This is a genomic window from Sinomonas atrocyanea, assembly GCF_030811715.1.
Lineage (GTDB): Bacteria > Actinomycetota > Actinomycetes > Actinomycetales > Micrococcaceae > Sinomonas > Sinomonas atrocyanea_A.
In genome coordinates this window covers 1-15,381 of sequence record NZ_JAUSRH010000009.1, presented here as the reverse complement: position 1 = coordinate 15,381, position 15,381 = coordinate 1, and the positions used below count along the sequence as shown (strand labels likewise).

The window sequence follows — 15,381 nt, the reverse complement described above, 5'->3', positions numbered from 1 at the left end:
CGCTAGGCGCCGGCGCCCCGCGGGCCTTGGCTAGATCCGGGCCTCCGGCGCGCTTCCGGACGCCGGTTCGGCCGCCGCGGCCGCCGCGACAGACTCCGCGATCGAGGTGTCGTGGCGGGAGATCGCCCAGTGGACGGCCGCGGCGATCGCAGCACCGATGAACCAGGAGAAGGCGGCGAGGTAGTCGAACGCGGGGACGAGCGCGACCACGACGGCGGGCACGGCCGAGACGATGAACGAGGCCACGGCCTTCAGGTTCCAGCCGTTGCTGTACGTGTAGTAGCCGCGCTCCCGGAAGAGGTCCCCGACCGCCACGTGCTGCTTCCTGAGGACGTAGTAGTCCACCATGATGATGCCGAAGAGGGGCCCCAGCAGGGCACCGAGGCCGCCCAGGAAGAGGTTCACGACCACCGGGCTGTTGAACAGGTTCCACGGGGTGATCACGAGGGCGATCAGCGCGGCGATCAGGCCGCCCCGCTTGAACGTGATCTTCTCCGGCCACACGTTGGCCAGATCGTAGGCGGGCGAGACGAAGTTCGCGACGACGTTGATGCCCAGCGTCGCGACCGCGAACGTGACGGCGCCGAGCAGGAGCGCCCACACGCTGTCGATGCGGCCCACGATCTCGACCGGATCGTAGATGTGCGTCCCGTACACCTGGTACGTGCCGGCGGTGACCACCACGGACACGACCGAGAACGCGATGAAGTTCACGGGCAGGCCCCACAGGTTCGCCGACCACACCGACCGGCGGTCGGGTGCGAAGCGGGAGAAGTCGCAGAAGTTCAGCAGGAGCGTGGAGAAGTACGTGACGGTCAGCGCGATGGCCGCGGCGAACGCGTGCCCCACCCCCCACGTGGCCGTGCCGCCCTGGAGCTCGAGCGAGACCTTCCAGCCGGCCTTGAGCAGGATGTAGACCACGAGGAGCCCCATGACGACCCATACGGCGGGGCCCGCCCAGTCCTGGAAGCGGCGGATCGTGTCCATGCCGTTGCGCAGGAGGACGAGCTGGAGCGCCCACATGAGGAGGAATCCGAGCCAGCCGAGCGTCGACTCGCCGAGGAAGTTGTTCTCGGTCAGACCCTTCGCATCGGGCCAGATCTTCAGCGCGATGATGATCACGGCCCGCGACGCGAGCCAGGTCTGGATGCCGTACCACGCGATCGCGACCAGTGCCCGGATGAGCGCGGGGAGGTTCGCCCCGATCGTGCCGAAGGAGATCCTCGCCAGCACCGGATACGGCACGCCCGTCTTCTGGCCTGCGTACCCGGAGAGGTTCATGAGGAAGAAGACGAGGATGATCCCCACCACGAGCGCAAGGAAGACCTGCCACGCGCCGAGGCCGATCGCGAAGAGCCCGGCGGCGAACGTGTATCCGCCGAGCGAATGGATGTCCGACATCCACATCGCGAACAGGGAGTAGAAGCCCCATTTCCTGTGCTCGGCGGGCGCGAGGTCCTCGTTGTAGAGGCGGGGGCTGTACCCTGCGGGAATCGTCTCGGCCACCGTTCTGCCTCCTTGCCCACGGTTCCCCCGGCGGTGCCCCCACGCCTTTCGACGACAGGGTAGATCCGCCGGGCCGCGGGCTCAATGGGCGGCGGTGCTCAGCCCACCTTCGTCAGCGGCGCATAGCGCAGCAGGAGCCGCTTCTCGCCGACGTCGAAGCTCACCTTCGCGACGGTCTTGTCGCCGGCGCCCTCCACGCCGATCACGGTGCCGTTGCCGAAGGCGGTGTGGTTGACCTTGTCCCCCACCGCGACGGCGATGACCTCCTTCTGCGGCTGCACCCGCCCCTTCGCCGCTGCCGCAGAAGGCGCCGAGGCCGGGGAGATCGAGGAGAAGCTCGCGTTCCGGCTCGTCCCGGCACCCCACGAGGAGCCGCCGTAGCGGCCCGCGGACCGGTCCCACCGATCGTTGCCCACGGCCGGCGGCCGCTTGGATCCCTCGCGCTTCCAGTCGATGAGCTCGGCCGGGACCTCGCCCAGGAACTGGCTCGCGGGGTAGTACTCGCTCTGGCCCCACAGGCTGCGCACCTCGGAGCGGGTGAGGTACAGGCGCTTCCGGGCGCGGGTGAGGCCCACGTAGGCGAGCCGGCGCTCCTCGGCGAGTTCCTCGGGGTCCGTCGCGGAGCGCCGGTGCGGGAACACCCCGTGCTCCATGCCGGTGAGGAACACGACCGGGAACTCGAGGCCCTTGGCCGTGTGCAGGGTCATGAGGGTCACCACGCCCTGCCGCCTCGCCTCGGCGACCGCGGCGTCGACCTCGGCCTGGGAGGCGCCGTCCGGCGTGTCCGGGATCTGGTCCGCGTCGGCCACGAGCGAGACCTGCTCGAGGAATTCCTCGAGGCTCCCCTCGGGGTTGTCCCGCTCGTATTCGCGCACGACGGCGACGAGCTCGGCGAGGTTCTCGACGCGCGACTCGTCCTGGGGGTCCGTCGAGCTGCGCAGGCCCGCGAGGTATCCGGTCTGCTCGAGCACGGCCTCGAGCGCCTCCGCCGCGCCGGAGCCCTCCGCCACCGCGGCGAGGTCATCGAGGAGCTTGACGAAGCCCTTCACGGCGTTGAGCGAGCGCGTTGCCATGCCCGGGACCTCGTCGGCGCGCCGCGCGGCGGCCATGAAGGAGAGGCGCTCCCGCTCGGCGAAGGCGGCGATGGTGCCCTCGGCCCGCTCGCCGATGCCCCGCTTCGGTTCGTTGAGGACGCGGCGGAGGTTGACGTCGTCGTCCGGGTTGACCAGCACGCGCAGGTAGGCGAGCGCGTCCTTGATCTCCTTGCGCTCGTAGAAGCGGGTGCCGCCGACCACCTTGTAGGGCAGGCCCACGCGCATGAGGATCTCCTCGAGGCTGCGGGACTGGGCGTTGGTGCGGTAGAACACCGCCACGTCGCCGGGGCGGAACTCGCCGGTGTCGGTGAGCCGGTCGATCTCCTTGGCGATGAAGCGCGCTTCCTCGTGCTCGTTCTCGGCCGCGTAGCCGATGATCTTCTCGCCGTCCCCCTCGGAGGTCCACAGGCGCTTCTCCGGCCGGTTCGGGTTGCGCGAGATCACGGCGTTCGCGGCGGAGAGGATCGTCTGGGTCGAGCGGTAGTTCTGCTCGAGCTTGATGGTGCGGGCCTCGGGGTAGTCCTTCTCGAACTCCACGATGTTGCGGATGTCCGCCCCGCGGAAGGCGTAGATGGACTGGTCGGAGTCGCCGACCACGGTCAGCTCCGAGGCGTCCGGCCCCTCCCCGACGATCTCGCGCACGAGCGCATACTGCGCATGGTTTGTGTCCTGGTACTCGTCGACGAGGACGTGCCGGAACCGGCGGCGGTAGGTCTCGGCGAGCGCCGGGAAGGCCCGGAACATGTACACCGTCTCGGCGATGAGGTCGTCGAAGTCCATCGCGTTGGCCTGGCGCAGGCGCTGGGTGTAGCCCTTGAAGACCTCGGCGACGCCGGCCTCGAACGGGTCGTTCATGTTCGCGCGGCCGGCGAAGTCGTCGGCGTCGATGAGCTCGTTCTTGAGCGCGGAGATCTTGTGCTGGACCGCCTTCGGGGCCACCTTCTTGGGGTCCAGCTCGAGCCCCTTGTGCACGAGCGTGATGAGGCGGAGGGAGTCGGCGGAGTCGTAGATCGAGAAGTTCGAGTTCAGGCCCACGGACTTCGCCTCGCGGCGGAGGATGCGCACGCACGAGGAGTGGAACGTGGAGATCCACATCCGCTGCGCGCGCTCGCCCACGAGGGCCTCGATGCGCTCGCGCATCTCGGCGGCGGCCTTGTTGGTGAAGGTGATGGCGAGGATCTCGCCGTGGTGGGCCCGGCGGGTGGCGATGAGGTAGGCGATCCGGTGCGAGAGCACGCGGGTCTTGCCGGACCCGGCACCGGCGACGATGAGCAGGGGGCTTCCGGCGTGGGTGACGGCCTCGAGCTGCTGGGGGTTGAGCCCCTCGAGCAGGTGGGCGGCCTCGGCCTCGGCCTCCCGGCGGGCGTCCTCGGCCGGGTCGGAGGCGGGCAGCCAGCCTTCGGGCAGGTCCTCGGGGGCGCCGGCCTCCTCCTCGGGGGCAGGCGGGAGCTCCTCGGGGTCTGGTTCCTCCGCCCCGCCGGGCAGGCCGGACTTGGGCAGATGGGCGTAGGGATCGAAGAGCATATCCATGATCCCTCTATTTTAGGCCGCGCCGCTGACACTTCTCGGGGGCCGGGAGCGCGGGCGTGGCCGGGACGATGGACGCCCCGGCCACGCCCGGCCCTCAGGCGCCGCTCGGGCGGCGCACTCCGTAGCGGTGCCCCTCGCTGTCGGTCTCGATGTCGATCCCGTCGAGCTCGCGCGCCTCCTTGAGGTCCTCGGGGTTGTGGCCGTGCCGCTCGGGCTCGGTGGCGATCCGGCGGTTGGCCGGTCCGTACAGCCCGCGCAGGTGGCCCATGGCCCTCATGAAGGACTCGGGTTTGGTCTCGCGCGTGCCCGGCTCCTGCTGGCCCGGCTCGTGGTGGTTCATTTGCGCACCTCCCTCCCTGCGCCTCAGTCCGTCTTGGCCTGGACGGTCTCCGCGCTGGCGAAGACTTCCCGCATGAGCTCGAGGACGCGGTTGCGCGAGGCGAGCTGCTCGATGAGGCACTTCTCCAGCTGGTCGGCGAGGTGCGCGCTGATCCACTCCCGTGCGTAGACGGTGAGCGGCTCGTAGACGGCGATCGCGCTGTACAGGACCTCGAGGGCGAGCGGCAGGACCGCGAGGTCCTTGATGCCGTCGGCCGTCTTGCGCAGGATCGCATGCGCCTCCTTGTCGAGCCCGTCGGCCGCATGCCCCGGAGGGACGGCCACATTGCGCTCGAGCTCGGCGAAGCAGTCCTCGAGGACGGCCGCATGGAGCCTTGCCTCCTCGCTGAGATCGAGCATGAGGGCTGCGACCTCGCGCCGCTGCGACTCCTGCTCGAGGACCCCGAGCGTGACGATCGAGCGACGGCTCGTCCCGCGGGCGATTCCCAGGCGGTACACGAACAGCTCGTGGGCTTCGGAGAAGTACTCGAACATGGCAGGACCTCCCTCCCAGCGGGCCAGCGGCGGGCGCGAGGCTCTGGCGGATCCTTCGACGACGTCCGCCCCAGTCCTAGAGACCATTCTCCGCCGCGGCGCTGGCCGCGGCAACGGACGGTTTCGGGACCGGTGTCCTACGTGTCCAGGCCGCGGTGCTGCTCGGCGACGTCGGCGGGATCCGCCTCCGGGACGTCGGCCGGGCTGGGCTCGACCACGGCCTCCTCGGCGTCGATGAGGCCGTCCTCCTCGTCCCAGACCTTCTCGTCGGGCTCGACGGAGAAGTCCAGTGAGGGGTCCTCCTCCTCGCTGAGGCTGCGTGCCGGATCCTGGTTGTCGATGCTGGCCATGGTTCCCCTCCTCGCGCTCAGTCCAGCACAGCACCGGCCCGGTGGGAGGTCAAGGGTGCCCGGGCCTCGGGCAGAGGGTCCTCAGCCGAGCCGCGCGGAGGAGAGGGCCGCGACGATCTCGCGGACCGCCGTCGTCCCTCCGGCCGCGAACCACGTGAGCCCGTTGACCTCGACGGTGGCGGTGGCGCCTCCGGCGGCGGTGAGGATCGCCTTGCCGGGGAGCCAGTCCCACTGCGGGCACGAGTGCTGGAACCAGGCGCCGATCTCGCCCTGGGCCACGCGCGCGAGGTCGCAGGAGCCGGATCCGAGGATCCGGATCGAGGCGGACTGCACGGCCGCGGCGTGCCACGGCATCGCCGAGAGCGGCTGCTCGAGCCAGCGGGGCTGGATGGACGTCGCGACGCCGAGCATTCCCAGGCGCGCGTCGGCCGGCCCATCGAGGGGCTGGCCGTTGAGGGTGGCGGGGGTGCCCGCCCCGCCGATCCAGAGCTTGTCCTCCTGGGGCTGGAAGATGGCCCCGAGGAGCGCCTCCGGGTCGGTGTCCCCGTTCGAGGCGGCCCCGCGCAGGGCAAGGGCCGAGCACCAGTAGCTCGAGCCCGAGAAGAAGTTGTAGGTCCCGTCCACGGGGTCCACGACCCACGTCCGGCCGGAGGAGGACGGCACGTCCGTGCCCTCCTCGCCGAAGACGCCGTCCTCGGGCCGGCACCGGCGAAGCTGGGCGAGGATGTAGGCCTCGGCGGCCTTGTCCGCGGCCGTCACGATGTCCGAGACGGACGACTTGCGCTGGGCTTCGAGGCCCTCCCGCCGCATCTCGAGCGCGAGCATCCCCGCCGTGCGCACGAGCGCCTCGGCCAGTGCGGCGTCGGTCAGGCTCGGGTCGAGGTCGGGCAGGGTCCGGGTGCGGTCACTGGTCTCAGACACAAGGCCCAGCCTACCTGCGGGCCCCACCTGGGGCCCCGCGGGAGATCGGCGCCGCCGGTCGGCGCGGGTGGGCCGCCGTCGGCGCGGGTGGGCCGCCGTCGGCACGGGTGAGGCGGGACGGATAATGGACCCATGTCCAAGACCCCTGCCCAGCGGGCCCGCAAGCACGGCGAGCGCGCCGCCGTCGCCCCGAGCCCCCGCCCCGGCCAGCCCGTCAACCCCACCACGAGGCGCACGCCGGAGCAGGCGCAGGGCAACGCGCGGCTCATCATCATCGCCGCCCTCGTGGCCAGCGTGTTCATGTTCTGGTACTACCACCTGCTCACGCTCTCGCAGATGACCCAGCTCTCCGGGGGCCTGGCCATGCCGGACTCGCTCGTGGGCGGGTTCTCCCCGGACTACGCGCACCGGCTGCAGGGCGCGCTCGACGACGCCGCCCGCGGCCAGCTCAGCTACGTCCACAAGACCGCGGGGACCCTGTTCCCGCTCATCGCCGGCTTCACCTTCCTGCTCGTCTTCGGCACGTGGGTGAAGGCGAAGGTCCTGCGCCGGATCTCGTTCGCCGTGGTGGTCGTGTTCGCGATCGTGCGCCTGTGGGGCAACATCGCGGTGGACGGCGCCGTTGCCCCCGGCGCGGACGCCGGGGCCGCGGTGCTCGCCTCGGTCCTCGTGGTGGCAGGCTGGGTGCTGCTGTTCCTCATCCTCCTGGGCGCCGGGGCCGCGGTGCTCGCCGCGCGACGGGCGCGCACGACGGCGCGGGCCTCCTCGGGCGGCTGACCCGCCTCGTGCGCGGCGAGGGGCAGGGGGGCAGGACTCAGGCGCGCACGCGGCGCAGCGCCCGCGCCTGCCTGGCCGGGACGCCGAGACGGTAGGCGATGACGGCGCCCACGAGCGCGATGCCCGCGGTGATCGGGTAGCCCATGAACCGCTCGAGGGTCCCAGGCTCGGGCACATGGAGACGGACCGCGCCGCCCACCACCGTCGCGACGAACGAGGCGCCGCCGCACAGCAGCACGGGCCACGCAGCCGCGGAGCGGCCGATCCACAGCAGGCCGAGCACCACGAGGGCGGCCGAGCCGCCGAGGAAGTAGGCCCCCGCCGCGGCCAGGTGCAGGGCCTCGATGGAATCCTGCGGGACGAGCCCCACCACCGCGACCCCGGCGCCCGCGAGCCCGAGGAGGATCCGCACCGCGAGCGTCGCCGCCCAGGGCACGGCGACCGCCGGGTGGCCGGACCGGATCGCCGCGGCGAGGCTCACGCCGGCGGCGGGGGCCGGCGTCGTGCGCGGAAGGCCCGCGGTGCGTCCGGTGCCCGCCGCGCGCGCGGCGAGGGCGCGGGAGAGCCGTGCCTGGGCGCGGACGCCGCGGTCCTGGGCGGCGACGCGGAGCACGGCCGAGGTGATGAGCAGCGCCGCGATCACCATGCCGACGCCCTGGAGGACGAACGAGACGTTCATGAACGCATGCAGCGGCGAGCAGACCACGCGGGTCCCGTGGAGGCCGCAGCCGACCTGCCCGAGGTCGCTGATGAAGTTCAGCCGCCGGCTGTATGGGGCAGGCCCGTGCCAGGCCGCGATCGTGGCCGCCTCCGCGGCGAAGAACTGCAGGACGCTCACCGCCGACCACGCGCCCAGGTAGTGCCGGATCCGGTCGGTCGATGCCTCTGCCGCTGCCACGGCCCCAGCCTAGCCACGACCGCGGCGTGCGGCGCGGGCGCCCCGCCAGCCGGTATGCTTGTCAGCGTGCCCGGGGCGATCCGGGCGGGCCCCCGTAGCTCAGTAGGATAGAGCGGCCCTCTCCTAAAGGGCAGGCCATCGGTTCGATTCCGGTCGGGGGCACTTGTCATATCCGGTCCCTGATCTGCGCGCCTACCTCCTCGGGGCGTGGGCCGCGGAGCGCGAGCTCCTGGACCGGGCCTCGGGCGCCCGCGGCAGCTTCTCCGGCACCGTCGCCTTCGAGCCCACCGACGACGGCGGCCTCCGCCAGCGCGAGCAGGGCACCCTGCGCTGGGGCTCGCACGAGGGCCCCGCCGAGCGCGAGTACGTGTGGCGGCCCGGCGCCCGCGCGGGCACGATGGATGTCTTCTTCCCCGACGGTCGGCCGTTCCACGCCGTCGACCTGACCGGCTCTGCCGGCGACGGCGCCCACTGGTGCTCCCCCGACGACTACCGCGTCCACTACGAGGCCGTCGGCCCGGACGAGCTGCGCTATGCGTGGGACGTCACGGGGCCGGCCAAGGACCTGCTCCTGACGACCGTCCTGCGCCGGCTCGCCTGAGGGCTCTTCCCTGCGTTGAGGGGTCATCTCCCTGCGTTGAGGGGTCATGTCCCCGCGTTGAGGGGTCATGTCCCTGCGTTGAGGGGTCATGTCCCTAGGTTGAGGGGTCAGACGCCCTTGTTGTACACGTCGAGCCCGAAGCGATTCAGGCCCGGCGTACCCGCGTACCCGAGGTAGGACAGGCCGTTGAGGTCCTCGATGCTCGCGAGCAGGCTGTAGTGGTTGTACGGCGTCGTGGACCACGTCCCGCCGGCCGTGAACGGCGAGAGCACGAGTGCCCCGACCCTGCCGCCCCCGAGGCCCGTGATGCCCGGGAGCGCGGCGTTGGGCCCCGGCCCCTCGCCGCAGCACGCGCTCGCGTCCTGCTGGGGGCCGTCCGATTCGTCGAACGTGATGACGAGGACCCCGTCCTTCTTGAACGCGGGCGAGTCCGTGATGACGGGAACCCACTGCTTCAGCCATGCGTCGGCAGAGACGAGGCCGCCCGGCTGGCCGTCGACGCACGGGGAGTCGTGCCCGTCGTGGCACAGGTTGGGGGTGATGAAGGAGACGTCCGGGGTGGTCGACGCCGAGGCGAGGTCGCCGCTGAGGGCGGACAGGTCGACGTCCTTCGCCGCGCAGTCGGGCGAGCCGGTGATGCCGGCGAAGTAGACGAACGGGTTGTGGCGGGCGGCGTACTGGTCGCCGACCCTGGCCTTCTGGGTGTCGTCCACGGCACCGAGCTGGGGGTGGCGGCAGGGTGTGCCCATGTCCTCCATGTAGCCCTTCCAGCTCTTGCCCGCGGCGGTGAGCTGGTCCGCGACGGTCTTGACACCGGAGGGGTACACGCAGCCGCTTCCGACCGCCTGCGCCTGGTCCGCCGTGCCGGTCTGGACGAACGGTGAGTAGGTCTGGCAGTCCGCCTGGGTCTGGCTGTTCGGCCCCTGCCCCGAGACCTCGGAGACGTAGTTGTCGAGCGAGTTGTGGCCCGTGCCGTAGTAGCTGTTCAGGAGGACGCCCTGCGAGCGCAGCGTCTGCGAGAGGTAGGGGGCCGGGGAGGACGGGCCCCAGGTTTCGTCGTAGCCCTTGTTCTCGAGGTTGATGACGAACACGTGGGAGCTCGCGGGCAGGTACTGGGAGGTCGGCGCGGCGGCGTGGGCCGGCTGGCCCCCGCCTCCGCGCACGAGCGCCACGGCGGCGAGCACCAGCACGGCGAGGGCCGCGAGGACGACGGCGAGCGGCCGCCGTCGTGCGGCGACGGCAACGGCGCCCGGGGCGGGGTTTGCGCGGGTCATGAGAGCTTCCATCCTTCCGAGATGGCTCGGTCCTTGAGCGGCTTCCACTCGTCTTCCGGGTCGCCGCCGGGCAGGGGCGTGCAGGCCGCACCCGCGACGAACGGCGGAACGGTGTACGCCGGAGCGCTGAGGTCGGGGGCGGATGCGAAGTCGAGGACTTCGGCGATGTTGGCGGCGTTCGCGTCCCGCGGGGTGAGCGCCTGCAGGTTCCAGCGCCATTCGATGGCCTTCAGGACCGAGGTGTGGTCGTATGTGCCGGAGGCCACCGCACCGCGGCGGGCGAACGGCGAGACCACGAGGGCCGGCACCCGGAAGCCGCGCAGCGACGTCGTCGGGCTCACGTCCGGCGCGGTGGTCGGGGCGACATGGTCGTAGAAGCCGCCCCACTCGTCGAAGTTGACCACGAGCATGGTGCGGGACCACGCCGGAGACTTCGTGACGGCGTTGTAGACCTCGTTGAGGAAGAGCTCGCCGGACCGGACGTCCGCGTGGGGGTGGTCGTCACCCGAGGTCCCGGAGCTCTCGTCCGTGAACCGGGGATCCACGAAGCTCACCGACGGGAGGGTGCCGGCCGCGCAGTCGCTGAGGAACTCCGAGTACGGCGCGGAGATGGGCAGGTACTTGGTGCCCCACAGGGCGAGGAACGGCACGTCGGAGTAGTAGTACCTGCCGCTCACCCCGGCCGCTGCGAGGCGGTCCCAGATGGTGGGGATCGTCGCGTTGGCGGTCGAGTTGTGGATCCGGTCGGTCTGCGCCGCGTGCTGGTAGAAGCGGTTGGGGTAGGTCTCGGCCATGACTGCGGCGTAGTAGTTGTCGCACACCGTCCATCCGGGGGCGGCCTGGGCGAAGAACTTCAGGTCGGCGTCGGTGTAGTAGCCGACGGCGAAGTCGTCGTTCTCGCCGGCGCGCAGCCAGCCGTCGCACTTGCCGTCGTTGTACTCGATGAGCCCGCCCTCGTACGAGTGGTCCGGGTCGGGGTGACCGCACCCCTGGAAGTCTGTCAGGCGGTGGGTGCCGTGCGGGATGCCGTAGCGGTCGGTGTAGGTGAGGCCGCCCTGCTTCCCGTTGGCGCCGGGGAGCCAGCCGAGGAAGTGGTCGAACGAGCGGTTCTCCATCATCACGACGATGATTTGGTCGATCCCGGCGGTGCTCGGGTCGGCGGGCAGGGCTGCGGGGGCGACGCTCCGGGCGGTCGACGGCGCGGCGGCCCCGGTGAGGGCTGCCGCGCCGAGGGCCGCGAAGGACGCTGCCGAGAGGAAGCTGCGGCGGGAAGTGGTCACGGCCCACCAAGTTACCGGCCGGTACGGAGGTTCGGGGGCGGCTTTCCCCACTGTTCACCGTCGGTTCATGGATTTCCCACGCTGCTCCCAGCGAAGGCGGCGCCCGTCAGGGGCGCCGGGCGAGGAGCGGCAGGATGTGGTCGGTCAGGAGCGGGGCGAGGTCCACGTCGGGTTGGGCCGCGGGATCGATCCAGCGCAGTTCGGCGATCTCGGCGGCGGCGTGCACCGCGGCCGGATCGTACGTTCCCGGGGCCGCGAACACGGTGGCCTCGATGTCCCGCCCGGCCTCGTTCGCCGCCCGCGCGATCCAGGCGCCCAGAGGCTCGAGGGCCTCGGGGCCGACGACGATCCCCACCTCCTCCTCGAGCTCGCGGCTCGCCGCGTGGGCGGCGGACTCCCCGGGCTCGGGCTTCCCGCCGGGGTGCATGAAGCGGTCGGTGCCGCGCTTGCGGACGGTCAGGAGGCGCCCGTCAGGGGCGAAGATGCAGACGGCGGAGACGACGATGCGGGCTTCCACGGTGTCCGGGCTCCTAGGCGTAGTCGTCGGCCGTGGCGGCGGCCTCGGCGAACTGGGTGGTGTACAGCTCGGCGTACCGGCCGCCGGCCGCGAGGAGCTCGCCGTGGGTGCCCCGCTCCACGATCTGGCCGTCCTCGACCACGAGGATCTGGTCCGCGGCGCGGATCGTGGAGAGGCGGTGCGCGATCACGACGGCGGTGCGCCCCTCGAGCGCCTCCCCGAGGGCCGCTTGCACGGCCGCCTCGTTGGTCGAGTCGAGGGCGGCTGTGGCCTCGTCGAGGATCACCACCCGCGGGGCAGCCAGGAGCAGGCGCGCGATCGTGAGCCGCTGCCGCTCGCCGCCGGAGAGCCGGTACCCCCGCTCCCCCACGATCGTGGCGAGCCCGTCGGGGAGCGAGCGCACCATGTCCTCGAGCCGCGAGCGCCGCAGCACGTCCCAGAGCTCCTCCTCTGTGGCCTCGGGGCGGGCGAGGCGGAGGTTGGCGGCGATGCTCTCGTGGAACAGGTGGCCGTCCTGGGTGACCATGCCCACCGTGCCCCGCATGGAGGCGAAGGTCGTGTCCCGCACGTCGACCCCGCCGATCCGCACCGACCCCGAGTCCACGTCGTACAGGCGCGAGAGCAGCTGCGCGACCGTGGACTTGCCCGCCCCGGAGGAGCCCACGAGCGCGAGTGTCTGGCCGGGATCGACGCGGAAGGAGATGCCGTGGAGCACCTCTTCGCCGCCGCGCGTGTCGAGCACCGCGACCTCCTCGAGCGAGGCGAGCGAGACCTTGTCCGCACTCGGGTAGCCGAAGCGGACGTCGTCGAACTCGACGGCGACGGGGCCGGACGGGAGGGGCCGCGCGTCGGGCTTCTCGCGGATGAGCGGGGTCAGGTCGAGGACCTCGAAGACGCGCTCGAAGCTCACGAGCGCGCTCATGATCTCCACCCGCGCGTTGGAGAGGTTGGTGATCGGCGCGTAGAGGCGGGTGAGGAGCAGGGCGAGCACGACGACGTCGCCCGGCGCGAGCTGCCCCGCAATTGCGAGCCAGCCGCCCACGCCGTAGACGAGTGCGAGGGCGAGCGAGGAGACGAGGGTGAGCGCGGTGATGAAGGTGAAGGAGAGCATCGAGGAGCGGATCCCGATGTCCCGCACCCGCCGCGCGCGCAGCGCGAACTCGCGCGACTCCTCGTCGGGGCGTCCGAAGAGCTTGATGAGGGTCGCGCCGGGGGCCGAGAAGCGCTCGGTCATCTGCGTGCTCATGGTCGCGTTGTGCCCGGCCGCCTCGCGGCGCAGGTCCGCGACCCGCGCCCCCATCCGCCGGGCGGGGATGAGGAAGATCGGCAGGAGGATCAGCGCCAGGATGGTCACGAGCCAGGACTTCTGCGCCATCACGGCCACCGTGAGGACCAGCGCGACGGCGTTGCTCACCACGCCCGAGAGCGTGCCGGCGAAGGCGGCCTGCGCGCCGATCACGTCGTTGTTCAGGCGGCTCACGAGGGCGCCGGTGCGGGTCCGGGTGAAGAACGCGATCGGCATGGTCTGGACGTGGTCGAACACGGCGCGGCGCAGATCGAGGATGACGCCCTCGCCGATCGTCGCGGACAGCCAACGGGTCAGGAGTCCGAACCCCGCGTCCGCGAGCGCCACCGCGGCGATGAGCACCGCGAGCCAGACCACGGTGGAGACCGAGGAGTGGCCCACGATCGCGTCGACGACCTGGCCCGCGAGCACGGGAGTGGCGACGGCGGTCACGGCCGCGACGATGGACGTCAGGACGAAGGCGACGAGGCGGCCGCGGTGGGGGGCCGCGAACGTGAGCACCCGCCGCAGGGTATCCCTGCTGAACGGGTTCCTGCCCTCGGTGGCGCGGGAGATCTGGTGCAGCGAACTCCACGCCGCGCTCTGCATGCTCATGGGGATTCTCCTGGGAACGTGAAAGGCCCGCCGACTCGCGATTGGGGGGTGCGCGAGCCGGCGGGCTCACCTCAGGATAATCCAGCCCGCGCAGCACGTAAAATCGACACGCACAGGTGATGCGGGGGCGGGAGCCGCTCCGCCGCTCACCGCATGACAAGGGGGGTACATGCCGGTATCAGCGTTGGTGTTCCGGGACTGGCTGCAGGAGCTCGCGCCCGGCAATACCGCGGCGGACGTCTGCCGCCGGGCAGGCCTCAAGCGCAGCACCCTCGCCCAGCAGCTCGTGCGCGGCAAGGTCGCGGAGGCGACCGTGGTCGCCGTCGCCCGTGCCTACGGCGAGAACCCCGTGCTCGGCCTCGCCCGCTTCTCCCCCTACCGGGATCTGGCCTCGAGCACCGCCACGCCCACCGACGCCGAGCTCCTGAGCCAGGTCTCCACCGCGCGGCTGCTCGAGGAGCTGCTCGTGCGCGGCGGCGAACTCCCCGAGGTGCCCGCGGCCGCGGCACACCCCGCGCCCGCCCGGGCCGAGAGCGAGTGCTCCTCGTGCGAGCCCGATGTCCGGCAGTGGGTCGACGCGATCGACGACGGCGACCTGCGCCAGCGCGTGAGCGAGGCCGCCGGCATCGCGCCGCAGAACCTCTCGGCGCAGCTGCGCGCCAACCGCCTCAGCCCCGAGCTCGCCGTCAGCACCGCCCGCGAGGCCGGGGTGGGCCTGCGCAACGGGCTCGTCATCACCGGACTCGTCACGGCCACCGAGGCCGGGTGGCCGCTCGAAGCCTGGGAGCAGGCAGTCCGCCGCCTCCCCGACGCGGAGCTCGCCTTCATGGCGGCGGAGCGGCTCGCCGCCCTGGGCCGCGCCCTGCGCCGGAAGACCACGGACGCCCGGGCTGTGCGGCGGGTGTGGGAGCACCTCGGATGACGGCGCTCGCGTGGGTCACGTTCGCCCTTGCCCTCGTCCTCGCCCTCGTGCGCATCCCGTCGGCGCTGCGGGGCGAGAACCGCCTCATGATGGCCCTGTTCGCCCTCCTGGCGCTCGCCGTCCTGCTCAGCATCAGGGTCCCGTACCTCGCCGTCGACGCAGCCCTCGGCGGCATCAACCTCGCGAACCTGCTGCTCAGGTTCCTCATCTACGCCATCGCGCTCCTCCTCGCGGTGCGGATCGCGCGCGCGTTCTCGGCCCGGGGCGCGCAGCACGCGCTGCTCGGGCCCTGGGGCCTCTCGGCCCTGGCCGTGGTCGGGGTCGGGACCGTGGTGTCCTTCCTCCTCATGGGGCTCCTGCCCTCGAGCGTCGGGCTGCGGGCCGGCGACGACCAGACATGGTTCGACCTCTACGGCGAACTGGGCAGGGTCTACCCCGCCTTCACCGGAGTGGTCCTGCTCCCCAGCCTGCTCCGGGCGCTCCGCCGCTCCACCCTCACCACGCTCCGGGCCGCCGCCGGCCTGCTGGCCGCCGGGTACGTGGTGCTCGCGCTGACGATCCTCTTCCCCCTCATGCCGGACAGCTGGCTCCCCGTCCAGCAGGCCATGAACTACAGCTCGATCCTGTTCCTCCTCACGGGCCTCGCTACCATCTGGATCGCGGGCGGAATCGCCAGACGACGCGCCGACGCGTAAAAAATCCACTCAAAGGATGAACCCGGTTCACATTTTCATTAGTCCATGCCACAATGATGAATGTGTGAACACGACCTGTCAGGGGGACAGGGTTTGTTCGTCATTGGGGGGATGAGTGGCGGGGGGGGGCGGGGCGCCCCCCCCCCCCCCGCCCCCCCCCACCAACGCCCGGCGCCCGGCCAGGGGGGAGCACCGGATAGGACTCGACGACAACCGCAAAGAACACCCACGCCCCCCCCCGCA

Annotated in this window: 15 protein-coding genes and 1 tRNA gene; 5 read left to right on the top strand and 11 right to left on the bottom strand. The window is 71.7% G+C overall.

The features are described from left to right. Window positions 1-30 precede the first annotated feature (30 nt). The 6 genes from J2W21_RS13780 to J2W21_RS13755 all read right to left on the bottom strand — a co-directional run bounded on the left by J2W21_RS13780 (window position 31) and on the right by J2W21_RS13755 (window position 6,274). Window positions 31-1,506 carry an NCS1 family nucleobase:cation symporter-1 gene (locus J2W21_RS13780; RefSeq protein WP_307115077.1) on the bottom strand — a complete coding sequence of 492 codons (1,476 nt, stop codon included), beginning with the start codon at window positions 1,504-1,506 and terminating at the stop codon, window positions 31-33. A gap of 98 nt (window positions 1,507-1,604) precedes the next feature. Continuing rightward, a complete protein-coding gene (pcrA, locus tag J2W21_RS13775) occupies window positions 1,605-4,130 on the bottom strand; it encodes a DNA helicase PcrA (RefSeq protein ID WP_307115076.1) in 2,526 nt (841 codons plus the stop codon). A gap of 94 nt (window positions 4,131-4,224) precedes the next feature. Then, complete coding sequence (locus J2W21_RS13770) at window positions 4,225-4,470, bottom strand: hypothetical protein (protein ID WP_307115075.1); 246 nt, start codon at window positions 4,468-4,470, stop codon at window positions 4,225-4,227. 23 nt (window positions 4,471-4,493) lie between these two features. Then, entirely contained in the window at window positions 4,494-5,003 is a 510-nt protein-coding gene (locus J2W21_RS13765; protein WP_066496285.1) for a DUF892 family protein, read from the bottom strand. A 137-nt stretch (window positions 5,004-5,140) separates the two neighbouring features. Then, window positions 5,141-5,353 (bottom strand): hypothetical protein, encoded by a 213-nt coding sequence (locus J2W21_RS13760; protein WP_307115074.1) that lies wholly within the window; start codon window positions 5,351-5,353, stop codon window positions 5,141-5,143. Window positions 5,354-5,434: 81 nt separating this feature from the next. Continuing rightward, entirely contained in the window at window positions 5,435-6,274 is an 840-nt protein-coding gene (locus tag J2W21_RS13755; protein WP_307115073.1) for an inositol monophosphatase family protein, read from the bottom strand. A gap of 132 nt (window positions 6,275-6,406) precedes the next feature. Between J2W21_RS13755 and J2W21_RS13750 the strand changes: the two genes are divergently transcribed. Beyond that, window positions 6,407-7,051, top strand: coding sequence for a hypothetical protein (locus J2W21_RS13750; RefSeq protein ID WP_307115072.1), 645 nt, complete (start codon window positions 6,407-6,409; stop codon window positions 7,049-7,051). Window positions 7,052-7,088: 37 nt separating this feature from the next. Here J2W21_RS13750 and J2W21_RS13745 read toward each other — a convergent pair whose 3' ends face one another. Continuing rightward, window positions 7,089-7,949 (bottom strand): hypothetical protein, encoded by an 861-nt coding sequence (locus J2W21_RS13745; protein ID WP_307115071.1) that lies wholly within the window; start codon window positions 7,947-7,949, stop codon window positions 7,089-7,091. Between the two features lie 88 nt (window positions 7,950-8,037). On the opposite strand from J2W21_RS13745, the gene J2W21_RS13740 reads away from it, so the two are divergent. Beyond that, a tRNA-Arg gene (locus J2W21_RS13740) sits at window positions 8,038-8,111 on the top strand. 1 nt (window position 8,112) lies between these two features. Then, window positions 8,113-8,550 (top strand): DUF6314 family protein, encoded by a 438-nt coding sequence (locus J2W21_RS13735; RefSeq protein WP_307115070.1) that lies wholly within the window; start codon window positions 8,113-8,115, stop codon window positions 8,548-8,550. A gap of 107 nt (window positions 8,551-8,657) precedes the next feature. On the opposite strand, the gene J2W21_RS13730 is transcribed toward J2W21_RS13735, so the two are convergent. The 4 genes from J2W21_RS13730 to J2W21_RS13715 form a co-directional block, all read right to left on the bottom strand. Beyond that, entirely contained in the window at window positions 8,658-9,824 is a 1,167-nt protein-coding gene (locus J2W21_RS13730) for an alkaline phosphatase family protein (RefSeq protein WP_307115069.1), read from the bottom strand. After that, window positions 9,821-11,104 carry an alkaline phosphatase family protein gene (locus J2W21_RS13725; RefSeq protein WP_307115068.1) on the bottom strand — a complete coding sequence of 428 codons (1,284 nt, stop codon included), beginning with the start codon at window positions 11,102-11,104 and terminating at the stop codon, window positions 9,821-9,823. The genes J2W21_RS13730 and J2W21_RS13725 overlap by 4 nt, the downstream gene beginning before the upstream one ends. A gap of 106 nt (window positions 11,105-11,210) precedes the next feature. Beyond that, the gene (locus J2W21_RS13720; protein ID WP_307115067.1) at window positions 11,211-11,621 is read right to left on the bottom strand and encodes an NUDIX hydrolase; all 411 of its coding nucleotides are present in this window, start codon (window positions 11,619-11,621) and stop codon (window positions 11,211-11,213) included. A gap of 13 nt (window positions 11,622-11,634) precedes the next feature. Next, on the bottom strand, window positions 11,635-13,521 hold the full coding sequence (locus J2W21_RS13715) for an ABC transporter ATP-binding protein (RefSeq protein ID WP_307115066.1): 1,887 nt from the start codon (window positions 13,519-13,521) through the stop codon (window positions 11,635-11,637). Window positions 13,522-13,690: 169 nt separating this feature from the next. Between J2W21_RS13715 and J2W21_RS13710 the strand changes: the two genes are divergently transcribed. Continuing rightward, entirely contained in the window at window positions 13,691-14,443 is a 753-nt protein-coding gene (locus tag J2W21_RS13710; protein ID WP_307115065.1) for a hypothetical protein, read from the top strand. Next, complete coding sequence (locus J2W21_RS13705) at window positions 14,440-15,138, top strand: hypothetical protein (protein WP_307115064.1); 699 nt, start codon at window positions 14,440-14,442, stop codon at window positions 15,136-15,138. The genes J2W21_RS13710 and J2W21_RS13705 overlap by 4 nt, the downstream gene beginning before the upstream one ends. Window positions 15,139-15,381: the final 243 nt, after the last annotated feature.

Bases quoted from the DNA above. Each gene is read 5' to 3' on its own strand.
- J2W21_RS13715 (WP_307115066.1), bottom strand. From the start codon at position 13,521: ATGAGCATGCAGAGCGCGGCGTGGAGTTCGCTGCACCAGATCTCCCGC.
- J2W21_RS13750 (WP_307115072.1), top strand. From the start codon at position 6,407: ATGTCCAAGACCCCTGCCCAGCGGGCCCGCAAGCACGGCGAGCGCGCC.
- J2W21_RS13705 (WP_307115064.1), top strand. From the start codon at position 14,440: ATGACGGCGCTCGCGTGGGTCACGTTCGCCCTTGCCCTCGTCCTCGCC.
- J2W21_RS13765 (WP_066496285.1), bottom strand. From the start codon at position 5,003: ATGTTCGAGTACTTCTCCGAAGCCCACGAGCTGTTCGTGTACCGCCTG.
- J2W21_RS13710 (WP_307115065.1), top strand. From the start codon at position 13,691: ATGCCGGTATCAGCGTTGGTGTTCCGGGACTGGCTGCAGGAGCTCGCG.
- J2W21_RS13730 (WP_307115069.1), bottom strand. From the start codon at position 9,824: ATGACCCGCGCAAACCCCGCCCCGGGCGCCGTTGCCGTCGCCGCACGA.
- J2W21_RS13760 (WP_307115074.1), bottom strand. From the start codon at position 5,353: ATGGCCAGCATCGACAACCAGGATCCGGCACGCAGCCTCAGCGAGGAG.
- pcrA (WP_307115076.1), bottom strand. From the start codon at position 4,130: ATGGATATGCTCTTCGATCCCTACGCCCATCTGCCCAAGTCCGGCCTG.
- J2W21_RS13770 (WP_307115075.1), bottom strand. From the start codon at position 4,470: ATGAACCACCACGAGCCGGGCCAGCAGGAGCCGGGCACGCGCGAGACC.